The 12935-nt window shown below is 54.6% G+C and carries 14 protein-coding genes; 13 read left to right on the forward strand and 1 reads right to left on the reverse strand.

All coding sequences use genetic code 11. The annotated features are described in order from the left end of the window. Window positions 1–16: 16 nt before the first annotated feature. The 3 genes from rsmD to KNP84_RS06665 are packed head-to-tail and all read left to right on the forward strand — an operon-like array spanning window position 17 to window position 2074. Window positions 17–583 carry a 16S rRNA (guanine(966)-N(2))-methyltransferase RsmD gene (gene rsmD / locus KNP84_RS06655; RefSeq protein WP_215114518.1) on the forward strand — a complete coding sequence of 189 codons (567 nt, stop codon included), beginning with the start codon at window positions 17–19 and terminating at the stop codon, window positions 581–583. A gap of 4 nt (window positions 584–587) precedes the next feature. Continuing rightward, entirely contained in the window at window positions 588–1085 is a 498-nt protein-coding gene (gene coaD / locus KNP84_RS06660; protein ID WP_029595744.1) for a pantetheine-phosphate adenylyltransferase, read from the forward strand. Then, window positions 1082–2074, forward strand: coding sequence for a SepM family pheromone-processing serine protease (locus tag KNP84_RS06665; protein WP_021067032.1), 993 nt, complete (start codon window positions 1082–1084; stop codon window positions 2072–2074). Before coaD ends, KNP84_RS06665 begins: the two co-directional genes overlap by 4 nt. Here KNP84_RS06665 and KNP84_RS06670 read toward each other — a convergent pair. Beyond that, window positions 2053–3183 (reverse strand): tRNA(Met) cytidine acetate ligase, encoded by a 1131-nt coding sequence (locus KNP84_RS06670; RefSeq protein ID WP_165569408.1) that lies wholly within the window; start codon window positions 3181–3183, stop codon window positions 2053–2055. The two genes, KNP84_RS06665 and KNP84_RS06670, sit on opposite strands and share 22 nt — an antisense overlap. Window positions 3184–3340: 157 nt before the next feature. Between KNP84_RS06670 and KNP84_RS06675 the strand changes: the two genes are divergently transcribed. The 10 genes from KNP84_RS06675 (at window position 3341) to mraY (ending at window position 12927) form a co-directional block, all read left to right on the forward strand. Beyond that, window positions 3341–3868, forward strand: a complete 528-nt coding sequence (locus KNP84_RS06675) for a YceD family protein (RefSeq protein ID WP_029595742.1) — start codon at window positions 3341–3343, stop codon at window positions 3866–3868. 22 nt (window positions 3869–3890) lie between these two features. Next, on the forward strand, window positions 3891–4064 hold the full coding sequence (rpmF, locus tag KNP84_RS06680; protein WP_015881300.1) for a 50S ribosomal protein L32: 174 nt from the start codon (window positions 3891–3893) through the stop codon (window positions 4062–4064). Between the two features lie 108 nt (window positions 4065–4172). Further along, window positions 4173–5012, forward strand: a complete 840-nt coding sequence (locus KNP84_RS06685; protein ID WP_215114519.1) for a ketopantoate reductase C-terminal domain-containing protein — start codon at window positions 4173–4175, stop codon at window positions 5010–5012. Further along, entirely contained in the window at window positions 5012–5365 is a 354-nt protein-coding gene (locus KNP84_RS06690; protein WP_255569715.1) for a DUF3397 domain-containing protein, read from the forward strand. Before KNP84_RS06685 ends, KNP84_RS06690 begins: the two co-directional genes overlap by 1 nt. 24 nt (window positions 5366–5389) lie before the next feature. Beyond that, on the forward strand, window positions 5390–6946 hold the full coding sequence (gene bshC, locus KNP84_RS06695) for a bacillithiol biosynthesis cysteine-adding enzyme BshC (protein ID WP_276692893.1): 1557 nt from the start codon (window positions 5390–5392) through the stop codon (window positions 6944–6946). A gap of 168 nt (window positions 6947–7114) precedes the next feature. Continuing rightward, window positions 7115–8047, forward strand: a complete 933-nt coding sequence (rsmH, locus tag KNP84_RS06700; protein ID WP_021067038.1) for a 16S rRNA (cytosine(1402)-N(4))-methyltransferase RsmH — start codon at window positions 7115–7117, stop codon at window positions 8045–8047. Window positions 8048–8070: 23 nt separating this feature from the next. After that, window positions 8071–8433 (forward strand): cell division protein FtsL, encoded by a 363-nt coding sequence (gene ftsL, locus KNP84_RS06705; RefSeq protein WP_021067039.1) that lies wholly within the window; start codon window positions 8071–8073, stop codon window positions 8431–8433. Between the two features lie 38 nt (window positions 8434–8471). Continuing rightward, window positions 8472–10580: a penicillin-binding protein gene (locus KNP84_RS06710; protein WP_353048897.1), complete on the forward strand. Its 2109-nt coding sequence runs from the start codon at window positions 8472–8474 to the stop codon at window positions 10578–10580. 58 nt (window positions 10581–10638) lie between these two features. After that, window positions 10639–11946: a UDP-N-acetylmuramoyl-tripeptide--D-alanyl-D-alanine ligase gene (locus tag KNP84_RS06715; protein ID WP_021067041.1), complete on the forward strand. Its 1308-nt coding sequence runs from the start codon at window positions 10639–10641 to the stop codon at window positions 11944–11946. 21 nt (window positions 11947–11967) lie between these two features. Further along, on the forward strand, window positions 11968–12927 hold the full coding sequence (gene mraY, locus KNP84_RS06720) for a phospho-N-acetylmuramoyl-pentapeptide-transferase (protein WP_029595737.1): 960 nt from the start codon (window positions 11968–11970) through the stop codon (window positions 12925–12927). The last annotated feature ends 8 nt before the right edge of the window (window positions 12928–12935 follow it).

Here is a 12935-nt window from a genome sequence, read left to right on the forward strand (position 1 = left end):
GTGAAGGAGAACTGATATGCGAGTGATTTCAGGAGAACGAAAAGGGACCCGACTCAAGGCGGTCCCGGGGTCGGCCACACGACCAACGACAGATAAAGTAAAAGAATCGTTATTCAACATCATCGGTCCTTATTTCGCCGGGGGCGATGCGCTTGACCTATACGCCGGGAGCGGCGGTCTAGGAATCGAGGCGTTGTCACGGGGGTGTGACCATGCCGTGTTCGTCGACAAGCAACGGAAGGCGGTCCAGACGGTCACAGACAATTTGCAGACGACACGTTACGAGTCGAAAGCGACGGTGCTCCAACAAGACGCCCGCTCGGTTCTCGACCAACTCGTCCTCAAAGGTCAGCCGTTCAAACTGATTTTCATGGACCCTCCGTATCATGCGGAGGAACATGTGCCGTTTTTACAGATCATTGAAACGAACCGGCTGTTGACGGACAACGGCGTCGTCGTCTGCGAGCATGGCAGCGACATGACGTTGCCGGACCGAGTCGGCCAGTTGGAAAAAATCAAGGTGCAACGCTACTCGGACGTGATTACGATCAGCTTTTACGAGTATGCAGCGACCGAGGAGTGAGAACATGTCAAAACGTATCGCGATTTGCCCGGGGAGCTTTGACCCGATTACGAACGGCCATTTAGATATCATCGAGCGGGCGGCGGCCATCTTCGACGAAGTCATCGTCGCCGTGCTCGAAAACTCGAGTAAGGCACCTCTCTTTAACGTGGAAGAGCGTCTGTCGCTCATTCGTGAGGTGACGACACATTTACCGAACGTCACCGCCGACGCGTTTGGGGGTTTACTCGTCGAATATGCTGCCAAGCGTGAGGCAGCGACCATCGTCCGTGGCCTGCGTGCCGTCTCGGACTTCGAGTATGAGCTTCAAATCGCATCGATCAATAAAAAGTTGAATGAGAACGTGGAGACGTTGTTCATGATGACGAACAGCCAGTACTCGTTCCTCAGCTCCTCGATCGTGAAAGAAGTTGCCAAATACGGGGCGTCCGTCGCCGAGCTCGTCCCGGAGCAAGTCGAACTCGCGTTGCGGCAAAAATATGAAGTGAGTCACGGACAATGAAGTCGCTCAAAATCGGTTTCGGTCTGCTCGTGGCCGTCCTGATTTTCTTGTTCGTGCCACTCCCGTATTACATCACGTATCCGGGCGAGGCGACGACGATCGAAGAGTTCATGACGGTCGAGGGCGGGGACAAAGAACCGGGCGAACTGAAGATGGTGACCATCTCGCAACGCCGGGCGACACCGCTCTGGCTCGTCGGCAGCTGGTTCACCCCGTTCACGGAGGCGAGTCCGGCCAGCCGCTATCTGTATGACGGGGAAAGCGAGGCGGACTACGAACGCAGACAAGAGTTGTTGATGTCGTCGTCGCAACAAGCGGCGATTCAATACGCCTATGAGTTGGCGGACGCCGATGTGACGGTGACGTTTGACGGCATGTACGTCTCGGCCCCAATCACGGGGTCGCTCGCCGCGAACGTCTTGAAGCCGGGTGACATCATCACGGCGCTCGATGGCCAATCGTTCGCATCGCGCCTTGACTTTATCGAACGCGTCGCCTCATTTGAAGCCGGCGATGAAGTCTCTGTCACGCTTGAACGTGACGGTCGCGAACGTGAGGTCGATACGCTGATTCAACCGATTGACCGGAGCGGGGACCGGGTCGGGCTTGGGATTTATGAGCCGCTGCCCGTCCAGGACGTGCGCACGGACCCGGACGTCTCGTTCGAACTGACGAACGTCGGCGGACCGTCGGCCGGCCTCATGTTCACGCTCGAGATTTTTGATCAGTTGACGCCGGGCGATTTGACGGGCGGTGCCGTCATTGCCGGAACGGGAACGGTCGATGAGTTAGGGAACGTCGGGCCGATTGGCGGGGCATGGCAAAAAATCGTAGCTGCGGACGAGGCTGGGGCATCCGTGTTCTTCGTGCCGGCCGGGTCGAACTACGACGAGGCGATGGAGTCGCTCGACCGACTCGAGAGCGACATTGAAGTCGTTCCCGTCAAGACGGTCGAGGAAGCCATCGATTATTTAGAATCGATGAATTGAGGAGTTTGCATATGTTCGACGAGTGACCGATTTCCGAGCGGAAGGCGATACGCCTCGGTCACTCGAGCCTCGAACGCAAGATCGGGATGGTACTTGCTGAGGAGCGGTACGTCTTTTTTTATGTCCTTTAACACAGTGCGCCCGATCGTGTTGAACGCGAGCGGTCGGATATACGGTACGTCGTCGAACCGTTCCGGCAACTCGTCCTGTCGCCAATGGATGAGGATGGCGACGAGCGCGCGTTGGATGGACGTCCGGGTATAACGTCTCGTCAATAAGCGGGCGAGCGCCTGTTCGAATGTCGGCTCGAGCCCGGCTTGAATCAAGCGGGGCGACAGCGAGCTGTCGATACCGACGAGTTGCTCAAGTACGTCTTTCGGGGTCGTCCGCAGCTTATATTGAAGGACGGGCCAATAAAGTGACCAATGCGCCATCGGATTGTCCTGAAACAGCGTTCTCGTGGCGTCAGGGACGGCCCGGACCATACCTGACTCTAAGTAGTGGGCGCGCACGCCCGTGGCCGACATGACGTCTGAGACGCTCGGGTCATGGTATCCGGCCCCGAGACGGCGAATCGTGTGCAGTTCGATGGACGTCGCCGCTTTCGCGTAGTGATAGGCGAGGATGTTGTTCGGGAGCGTCAAATCAAAGTCGGGATAGAGTGACCCGAACGCCTCGCTCGACGCCTTGGCGGAAGAACGTCCATTGTCCAACGCTTCTTTGAACGCCGTCTGATAGGCTGGAGTCGCTTCGATGTTGGCCGCCGCGGCCTGGGTCACGGCGCTGATGTCGCCGCTCTCGCTACCGAAGGACAGCGTTTGACAACGTACGCGCTCGGCGATGGCGACCGCGGCGCTCGCGAACCGGTCGGCCCGGTGCACGCCGAAACGCGTCGGGAGTTCGATGACGAGGTCGATCGCGCCCGTTTGGACGGCGGCGCGGGCCCGGCTCCATTTGTCGAAAGCTGCCGGCTCGCCGCGCTGGGTGAACTGGGCACTCATGACGGCGATGACGGCGTCAGCGTCGGTTTCGATCCGGGCTCGTTCCGCCTGATGGAGGTGCCCGTTATGGAACGGATTGTACTCGGCAATGATGGCCGTTTTTCGCATAAAATTACTCCTTTGCATTGTCGATTGGATTGGTGTAAGATGGATAAGTACGCTTTGGCAAAGCGCCGTCGTCAACTGATTTTAGTGTAAAGAAAAAACATTGACAAAACAAGTTGGCCTATCTATAATTCATATTGTTGCAATTGAGGTGATTCGGATGAAGTGGTCTATTGCACAGCTACTTAAGCTACGAAACCAGGGTGACAGTTTTACCATCGATGAGATGGTCGAACTACCAGAGCTTACTCAGCTCCATCCGGATATCCGTTCGATTCGTCCGGTGCATGTGCACGGGAATGCGTCGTTCACATCTAATCAAGTTACATTCAATCTGAAGATTCAAGGTGACCTGACGTTGCCAGATGCGCGTACGTTGGATGATGTCATTTATGAATTCGATATTGAATCGCTCGAGCCTTTCTTTTTGGAGAATGGGCGTTATACGGAGCAATTCGATGATGTCAATTTGCCAGAAGGAAATACGATTGATCTGCGACCGATCGTAAAAGAGCTCATCATGTTAGACGTCCCAATGCAAATCTTTGGGAACGAAACAGACAAAACTCAGGTTGAAGGGGAAGGCTGGTCCGTCATTGACGAGCAGCCGGACGACCAACCAAAAATTGACCCGCGCCTCGCGGGGCTCGCTGACTTGTTCTCTAAAAAAGAGGACGAGAACGGCTAACTTTTCAAGGAGGTGGACAACGATGGCAGTACCATTCCGTAGAACGTCGAAAACTCGCAAACGTCTTCGTCGTACTCACTTCAAACTCAACGTACCTGGTATGAACGAGTGCCCGAACTGTGGCGAAATGAAGCTTTCTCACCGTGTATGCAAATCTTGCGGACACTACAACGGTAAAGAAGTAACAAGCAAATAATGCGAAAAGAAGCGGTCTCCTCGGAGGCCGCTTCTTTTTTTATTTTTGGGTCGTGGAAACAGATTGTGGTAAACTTTTCAGTGCAGACTAGACGTGGAGGGATGGCCAATGAAGCCGATTAAACGAATTGGGATTATCGGGAACGGCGCCGTCGGCATGTTGATGGCTTCGCTGTTCGAACCGGACTATACGGTGACGCTCTATGGCCGTGTCGACGAGGCATCGACTGTGACGATCGAACGTACCGGCGTCACGCAAGGAACGGTTCAGGTTCGCCTCTGTCCGGTGACGAAAATCATCGAGACGGAGCAGGACGTATTCTTTGTGACGACGAAAGCACATCAGGTCGAGGCGGCGACGGAACGATTGTCCGGCGACGTGCCCGTCTTCATCTGTTCGAACGGAATCGCGCATCTCGACTATGCACGTACGAAAGGATTCCACCTTGGTGTGGTTGAACATGGCGTGAGCCGCGATGGCCATCGGCTTCAGCATACCGGGCTCGGGCGCATCCGCATCGGCAGCCTCGGCTCGCTCGAAGAGATGTCGTTCAACGCATCTCCACTCGATGTCGTCTGGGAGACGGATATCGAACAAGTCGTCACCGAGAAACTATTCGCCAACGCAATCATCAATCCGATTACGGCGCTCTGCCGTGTCGAGAACGGTGCGGTCGCCATACCGCCTTGCCGCGATATCGCGACGGCGATTTACGAAGAACTGACGATGTTGTTCGACCGTCACGTCCCGTATACATATATCGACACGATTATCGACAAGACGGCACACAATCGTTCTTCGATGCTACGTGACATCGAGGCGGGGCGCCAGACCGAGGTCGACGCCATCTTGACGCCGCTCTTGAAACGGGCCGACGAACGAGGCGTCACATTGACCGTCATTCCGGTCATGCAAAAATTAATTTTAGGAGCGAGCGTATCGTGCTAGTGTATATCGTTTCATTTCCACTCGTCATTTGGTTTATGGTGTATATGATACTTAGAAAAATTATGCCGAAATCGGTTAATACGTTCAAACTCGCCTGTGACGCCGGCGTGATCCTTTGGTTTTATGCATGTGCGGTTCTGCTCGAAGCGATTGTCGGGATCGATTTGATCTGGCTGTTGCTTGCGGTCTGTGCCGCCATCTTCCCGGCCAACGCGATTTGGCAACGGATTCGCCATGAGGATGTCGTCTATTCGAAGATGTTCGTGCACGGGTGGCGTTTGTTGTTTTTAGTGCTCGTCCCGGCCCACATCGTCTTGTTTACGATCGGCATCGCACGAGAGATGATGTATTAATCGTTTGAAAGGAAGTCGTTATACGTGAGGATAGAGTCGCTAGACGCCATGTACGCCCCGTCGTCTCCGATGATGCAAGTGGAGACGGGCTATTCGAAATGGTTGGACTATACAGGGATGGATGAGCTCGAGGTGAGGGCGGATGAACTGATGAACCGTTCCTTCACGCATTTGCCCGCGCTCGTCGACATTTTGCGAGACCAACAAACAGTCCACGGTCCGATTTCTCCCGAGCTCGAATCAAAACTCGAAGCGTTGGCCGCCGGTGAGGCGTTCACGATGGTGACCGGGCAACAAGTCGGGGTGTTCGGCGGTCCGTTGTTCGCGGTGTATAAACTGTTGACCGTGCTGAAGAAGGCCAAACAGGCGGAAGCGAAATTGAACAAACCGGTCCTCCCGATCTTTTGGATGGCGACGGAGGATCACGACTATGCAGAAATCAACCACGTCTTCGTGAGCCAGCCGCTGTCGCGTCAACTGCGCAAAGAAGCGTTGTCGACCGTCCCGCTCGCCGGAAAGGCGTCGGTCGGGGAATTGGAGTTCGATCGCCTTAAAATCGAACTCGTGCAAATGTTGCAACGTCTCTTGTTATCTGAGACGGAGACGCGTTACACGACGATCCTCTATCATGAGCTCGTCGATGTGATTCAAGCGAGCCACTCGTTCGCCCAATTCTTCGGTCAGATGATGCGACGGTTTGTCGGTAAAGACTTCATCCTGTTCGACCCGCACCAACCGGAAGTCCGGGCCCTCGAGCGCGATGCGTTCAAACGCTTGATCACGGAACACGACCGCTTGCATGCGGCGTTGCACGATTCGTTCGAGGACGGGATGCCGACCGTCGAGTTGAATCGCGAAGCGGCCCATTTGTTCTATCACGATGGGACACGCGAACTGTTGACGAAGCAGGACGGGCTCTTTACGACGAAGCGGGGACACCGCTTCACGGAGGCCGAGCTAATCCAACAAGTGGAAACGCACCCGGAGCGGTTCTCGAACAACGTCGTGTCCCGCCCGCTCATGCAGGACCACTTGTTCCCGACACTCGCCTATATTGCGGGCCCCGGTGAAATCGCCTATTGGCTTCAACTTCGGCCCTTGTTCCACGTCCTCGATTGGAAGATGCCGCTGTTGATTCCGCGGCTCGGGGCCGTGCTCGTCTCGACGAACGATGAGAAGAAGCTCGCCCAAGAAGGCGTGACGCTCGTCGACTATTTGGCGGACCCGTTACCGGACCACACGTTCGACGACGAAGCGTTCGACCAAAACCTGTACGCGTACCGGACGCTCACGGAAGCAATCGGACGCGAGGCAGGCAAGCACGGGCACCGGTTTGATGCGAAGGCACGCCACGTGCTCGAACGTCTCGGCGACGAGATGCGAGCCGAAGCGAAACGCGACCAATATCGCTTGAACAGTCGACGGATTCATCTATCGACACGGCTCTTGCCGATGGACGCTCCGCAAGAGCGGATTTGGTCGATGGTCCCGTTGTTGAATCGTCACGGTCTCGATTTGTTCGAGCGCTTGCGCCGGTCTTATGAACAAGCTGATTTCGAGCGATGTTTGGTCAAATTGTAACCGAAATGAGCTCGATAGAGATGGTTCCCAGAAATTTGTGGGAACCATTTTTTGTTTGTTACCTTTTTGTTTCCTCTTTTCGCTAAAAAGCTATGCGGCGCTTGACATTTTTATGATAAAGTAAACGTAATAAAATAGTTGAAAAATGTAGGTTGAGAGGGTTTTTGTATGTTTGAGCATGAAACGGTATTAAAAATGGAGTCCATTGAGGGATTAAATATTAAGCCAGACGGGATTTATGTCGATTGTACGTTAGGAGGAGCCGGTCACAGCGAAGAAATCGTCAAGCGTTTGACGACAGGCCATCTATACGCCTTCGACCAAGACGACGTCGCGCTCAAGCACGCGAGTGAGCGGCTGGCTCCATATGAGGACCGGGTTACGTTCATTAAAAGCAACTTCGTCCATTTGAAAGACGAACTGTTGGCGCGGGGGATCACTCAGGTCGATGGGGTATTGTTCGACCTTGGCGTGTCGTCGCCGCAGCTCGATGAGGCCGAACGTGGCTTTAGCTACAATTACGATGCACCGCTCGATATGCGGATGGACCGTTCCCGCGAGCTGTCCGCGTATCACGTCGTCAACGAATGGCCGTTCGGAGATCTTGCCCGCATCTTCTTTACATACGGGGAAGAAAAATTCTCCAAACAGATTGCGCGCAAGATTGAGCAGGCCCGTGCCGTCAAACCGATTGAGACGACGTTCGAACTCGTCGAATTGATTAAAGACGCGATTCCGGCGCCGGCCCGACGAAAAGGCGGTCATCCTGCGAAGCGGACGTTCCAAGCCATTCGCATCGCCGTCAACGATGAGTTGAACGTGTTCGACCGTGCCGTCCAAGACGCGATCGACATGCTCGCCATCAATGGACGCATTTGCGTCATCACGTTCCACTCGTTAGAAGATCGAATTTGTAAGCAAGTATTTAAAGAGAAAAGCCAGCATCCGCCGTTACCACCCGGATTGCCGGTCATCCCGAAAGAGTTTGAACCCGAACTGAAATTGATCACGCGCAAGCCAATCACAGCCGGGGACGACGAGCTCGAAGGCAACCGCCGGGCCCGTTCTGCCAAACTCCGGGTCGCAGAAAAACAAAAATAGACTGTACGTAGGAGGGATACCTGATGCCAGAAGCTGCTCGCAAGGCTCTGCAGCCTCAAGTTACGCCGAATCGAAATCCGATTCCGCAAGAACGACCAATACCAGCTCCAAAACGACGTACGTTGACCTTGTTCGAATCCATCCTGTACCCGACCATGATTGGTTCAGTTGTCCTGTTCGGTGGCATCACGGTATCGAAACATAATGAAGCGTACAATATCATGCGCGATACGGCTCTGATCACACAAGAGACGAACACGATCGCCAAAGAGAATGAAGAATTGAAGTATGAGATCGCCCAACTAAGCTCACCTGAGAGAATCTATGCGATTGCTGAAAAGCTCGGAATGCAATTCAATGAGAACAACGTCAAGGTGATTGACTGATGAATTCTCTACAACAGAGTAAAAAAAGAGTGGCGTGGGTGGCGATTGTTTGCTTCACACCACTCTTTTTATTTTTTGTCGGTTGGTTCTTCTATTTGTCCGTCTTCCAGACGTACAAAGGAGAGAACATGCTCGCGTTCGCCGAGGAAGAGCGTTGGAAAGCGGTCAGTACGCTAAAAGCGGAGCGGGGCGAGATTTATGACCGGTTCGGACAACCGATCGCCATCAATATCCCTTCGTACCGAATCGTGGCCGTGTTGAAACTCGGCGGCGAGCGGGTCGAGGACAAGACGCTCATGCCCGAGGAGTTCGCCGAGGCTGCGAAGCAGCTCGCGACCGTCATACCGATGGCCGAGGCCGACATTTTAAAGCGGCTCGAGCAGAACAAAGATCGCGGTCAAATCGAGTTCGGTGTTCCAGGGCGCGATTTGACGGTCGATCAAAAAGAAGAGATTGAAGCGTTCGAGATTCCAGGGGTCACGTTCGTGGAAGAACCGAAGCGCTACTATCCGAACAAAGTGTTCGCTTCAAGCGTCGTCGGCTACGCCCAGAAAATCGACCAGAACGGACGGATCGAACTCGTCGGTGAACTCGGCATCGAAAAATCACTCAACGACGTCTTAAGTGAGTCGTACGGGTTGTATCGGTTCGAGAAAGACTTGGCTGGACGCCAAATCGTCTCGAGCGACGAGCAATTGAAGATCGACCCAGAAGACGGGGCCGACGTGCAACTCACGCTCGACCACCGGATTCAACAGCTGCTCGATACGAAAATGGAAGAGCTGTATCAAGAATACAAGCCGAAGAATGCGACGGCGATTATCATGGACCCGAAGACCGGCGAAATCATCGCCTTGTCGGACCGCCCTTCGTTCGACCCAAACACACGCGAAATCAGCTCGTATAGCAACTTCTCGGTGTCATCCCGCTTCGAGCCGGGATCGACGATGAAAATCTTCACGTTGGCCGCCGCCATCAACGAAGGCGTTTATAATCCGAATGAACTGTATAAATCGGGATCGTACAAGTATGGCAAGACCGTATTCAATGATTACAACATTACCGGATGGGGTACGATTCCTATGGTAGAAGGCGTCTGGCACTCGTCGAACGTCGCGTTCTCGATTCTCGCGAACGAGCGTCTCGGCTTGAGCCGCTACGAGGATTATTTCAACGCCTTCAAGTTCGATCAACGCACGGGCGTCGATTTACCGGGTGAGGTCAACAGCCAATTCGATTTCGAGAGCCCGTTGAACGTCTTGATCACGGCATGGGGCCAATCGACGGCCGTCACGCCGATGCAGATATTACAAGCGACGTCGGCCATCGCGACCGATGGGACGATGAAGCAACCCCATGTCATCAAGAAAGTCGTCAACCGTGAGACCGGTGAAACGATTCGGACGACGAATCCAAAAATCGTCGGACAACCGATCACGGCCGAGGCGGCCAAACAGACGCGGGAAGCGCTCGATGGCGTCGTCAACAGCGATGTCGGGACGGGGCAATTGTATGCCCTCGACAACTATCGCGTCGTCGGTAAGACCGGAACGGCGCAAATCGCCGAGAACGGGAAGTACTTGAGTGGACAATACATCCATTCGTTCGTCGGCATGGCGCCGGAAGACGACCCGGAACTCGTCATGTATATCGCCGTCGACCGTCCGAACGGTGACTCATCAACGACGGGACCACGCATCATGGCACCGCTGTTCAAAGATGTGATGGACGTCGCGCTCCGCTATCGGAGCGTCGAGCCAGACAAGCAAGCGAAATCGATTGACGCCTCGACGAAAACGACGGCATCGTTCGTCGACCAAGGTCGTGACGACGCTGTGAAGGAAGCCAAAGCGGCCGCGTTCACACCGGTGGCACTCGGTAACGGTGAGACGGTCACGGCGCAAAGTCCGGTCGAAGGCCAACCGTACGTCGTCGGTGAGCGGTTGCTGTTAAAGACGGCGGAGTCGTTCGCGATGCCGACGCTCAAGGGGTGGTCACTTCGTGACGTGAAGCGGTTGGCTACGCTTTATCAATTGAATTTAGAAATAGACGGCACCGGCTTCGTCACGTCCCAATCGATTGGGAAAGGCAAGCCCGTCAAGACGGGGGCGACGCTGAAAGTGAAGCTCGCGTCACCGTCGAACTAACGCAAAGGGATGAAGAGGGCCTCGGCTCTCTTTTCCTTTGTCACAGGAGGAAATGGTTATGGAACAGTTGACGATTCAAACACTCGCATCTTGGTTTGGGATGGAAATAAATGATTCGCGCGAGGTCCGCCACGTCGCGACCGACTCGCGAGACGACAATGCCGACGGCTTGTTCGTCCCGATTATCGGGGCGCGCGTCGATGGCCATGATTACATCGAGGCTGCCATCAAGCAAGGGGCAATCGTGACGTTTTGGGAACAAGACCGTCCGTTGCCGGAAGGGATTATCGCCATCCCGGTCGCCTCACCGTTAACAGCACTTCAAGAAGCGGCTGCCCGATATTTGGCGGAAATCAATCCAAAAGTCGTCGCCATCACCGGGTCGAACGGGAAGACGTCAACGAAAGACATGATTGCCGTCGTGCTCGGCGAGACGTTCAAGACACATAAGACGGCCGGAAACTTTAACTCGGACGTCGGGTTGCCGCTCACCGTGCTCCGGATGCCACGCGACACCGAAGTCGCTGTCCTCGAGATGGGCATGAACGGGTTCGGGCAAATCGAGTTGCTTTCGAAGCTCGCTAAACCGGACATCGCTTTCGTCACGAATATCGGCGAGTCACATGGCGAACAAGTCGGGGGGCGCGAGGGGATTGCCAAGGCGAAGCTCGAGATTAAAGCCGGGTTGAAACCGGATGGCGTCTTAATCGTCGATGCCGACGAGCCGCTCCTCCGTGAGGCAGGCGGTTACCGCGTCGGATACGATTCGACCGCGGACGGAAAGCTCGAAGTCGTAGAGGCGACGTTTGACGCCTCGATTTTCCGCTACAATAATGAACTGTATGAGTTGAAAGTGCTTGGGGCCCATCAAATCCGTAACGCCGCCTATGCGATTGCCTGCGGTCTCAAGTTCGGATTGGGGCATGATACGATTCAACGCGGCCTCGACCGCGTCCAGCTGACGTCGATGCGGATGGAGAAACGGATGTTCGGCGATGCCCACTTGGTCAATGACGCCTATAACGCGAGCCCGACCTCGATGGTTGCCGCCGTCGAGACGATTAAAACGCTAGAAGGGTTCTCACGCCGCGTCCTCGTCCTCGGGGACATGTATGAACTCGGGACGGACGAGATCGCCCAGCACGAACAAGTCGGTCACGCCATCACGGCCCCGGTCACCGATTGCGTGCTCATCGGAGAGAAAGCAAAATGGATTGCGGCAGGCATCACCGACCCGCGTGTGAACGTGACAATGGTGCCGACGGTCGAGGAAGCGAAAGTCCTCCTCGGCAGTTATCAACGCCCCCAGACTGTGATATTGTTAAAAGCATCGCGAGGACTGGCGCTCGAGCGTCTAGTTCAATAAACAGAGTAGTGAGGTACGAACATGTTAATCAGTTTAATCGTCTTAATCAGTTCATTATTGACCGTATTGGTCGTCATGCCGCGGGCCATCCCGGCACTTCGTAACTTAAAGTTTGGCCAAGAAATCCGTGACGAAGGTCCAGGTTGGCACCAAAAGAAATCAGGCACGCCGACGATGGGCGGAATCGTCATCTTGCTCGCCCTCATCATCGGATTCCTTGTCTCAGTCATCTTCGGTGAAGCCGTCGCTGGGTTTGGCACGCTCTTGTTCGTGACCCTCGCCTTCGGAGTGATCGGCTTCCTCGACGACTACATTAAAGTCGTCAATAAACGCAACCTCGGTTTGACGTCGCTTCAGAAATTGATCGGTCAAATCGTCGTCTCAGTCTTGTTCGTTTGGTTCCTCTCACTCGGTGGGGCACTCGATACGACGATTCAAATCCCGTTCACTTCGATTGCGTTTGATACGGGCTGGTTGTATGTCGCCATCGTCATCTTCTGGCTCGTCGGCTTCTCGAACGCGGTCAACTTGACAGACGGCCTCGACGGTCTCGTCTCGTTCTCGGCCATCCCGACGTTCGCCTTCTTCGGCATCTATGCGCTCGGACAAGACGAAGCGGGCATCGCTTGGTTCGCCTTCAGTGCGGTCGGCGCCTTGCTCGGCTTCCTCGTCTTCAATAAATACCCGGCGAAAATCTTTATGGGTGACACGGGATCGCTCGCCCTAGGTGGTGCGGTCGCCGGCCTCGCTCTCATGCTCAAGCTCGAGCTGTTGCTCGTCTTCGTCGGAATCATCTTTGTCATCGAGACGCTTAGCGTCATCTTGCAAGTGCTCTCGTTCAAGACGACGGGCAAACGAATCTTTAAGATGAGCCCGATTCATCACCATTTCGAAATGGTCGGTTGGTCAGAATGGCGCATCGTCTTGACGTTCGGTGGAATTAGTTTGATCACGGCAGTCTTGTCGTTACTACTCATGTAATGGATGGT

Origin of the sequence: Exiguobacterium sp. s70, assembly GCF_018618315.1 — a bacterium.
In the GTDB taxonomy this organism is placed as follows: Bacteria; Bacillota; Bacilli; order Exiguobacteriales; family Exiguobacteriaceae; genus Exiguobacterium; species Exiguobacterium chiriqhucha.

Coding starts and splice junctions, on each gene's coding strand:
- rsmD (WP_215114518.1), top strand. CDS start 17: ATGCGAGTGATTTCAGGAGAACGAAAAGGGACCCGACTCAAGGCGGTC.
- coaD (WP_029595744.1), top strand. CDS start 588: ATGTCAAAACGTATCGCGATTTGCCCGGGGAGCTTTGACCCGATTACG.
- KNP84_RS06665 (WP_021067032.1), top strand. CDS start 1,082: ATGAAGTCGCTCAAAATCGGTTTCGGTCTGCTCGTGGCCGTCCTGATT.
- KNP84_RS06670 (WP_165569408.1), bottom strand. CDS start 3,183: ATGCGAAAAACGGCCATCATTGCCGAGTACAATCCGTTCCATAACGGG.
- KNP84_RS06675 (WP_029595742.1), top strand. CDS start 3,341: ATGAAGTGGTCTATTGCACAGCTACTTAAGCTACGAAACCAGGGTGAC.
- rpmF (WP_015881300.1), top strand. CDS start 3,891: ATGGCAGTACCATTCCGTAGAACGTCGAAAACTCGCAAACGTCTTCGT.
- KNP84_RS06685 (WP_215114519.1), top strand. CDS start 4,173: ATGAAGCCGATTAAACGAATTGGGATTATCGGGAACGGCGCCGTCGGC.
- rsmH (WP_021067038.1), top strand. CDS start 7,115: ATGTTTGAGCATGAAACGGTATTAAAAATGGAGTCCATTGAGGGATTA.
- ftsL (WP_021067039.1), top strand. CDS start 8,071: ATGCCAGAAGCTGCTCGCAAGGCTCTGCAGCCTCAAGTTACGCCGAAT.
- KNP84_RS06715 (WP_021067041.1), top strand. CDS start 10,639: ATGGAACAGTTGACGATTCAAACACTCGCATCTTGGTTTGGGATGGAA.
- mraY (WP_029595737.1), top strand. CDS start 11,968: ATGTTAATCAGTTTAATCGTCTTAATCAGTTCATTATTGACCGTATTG.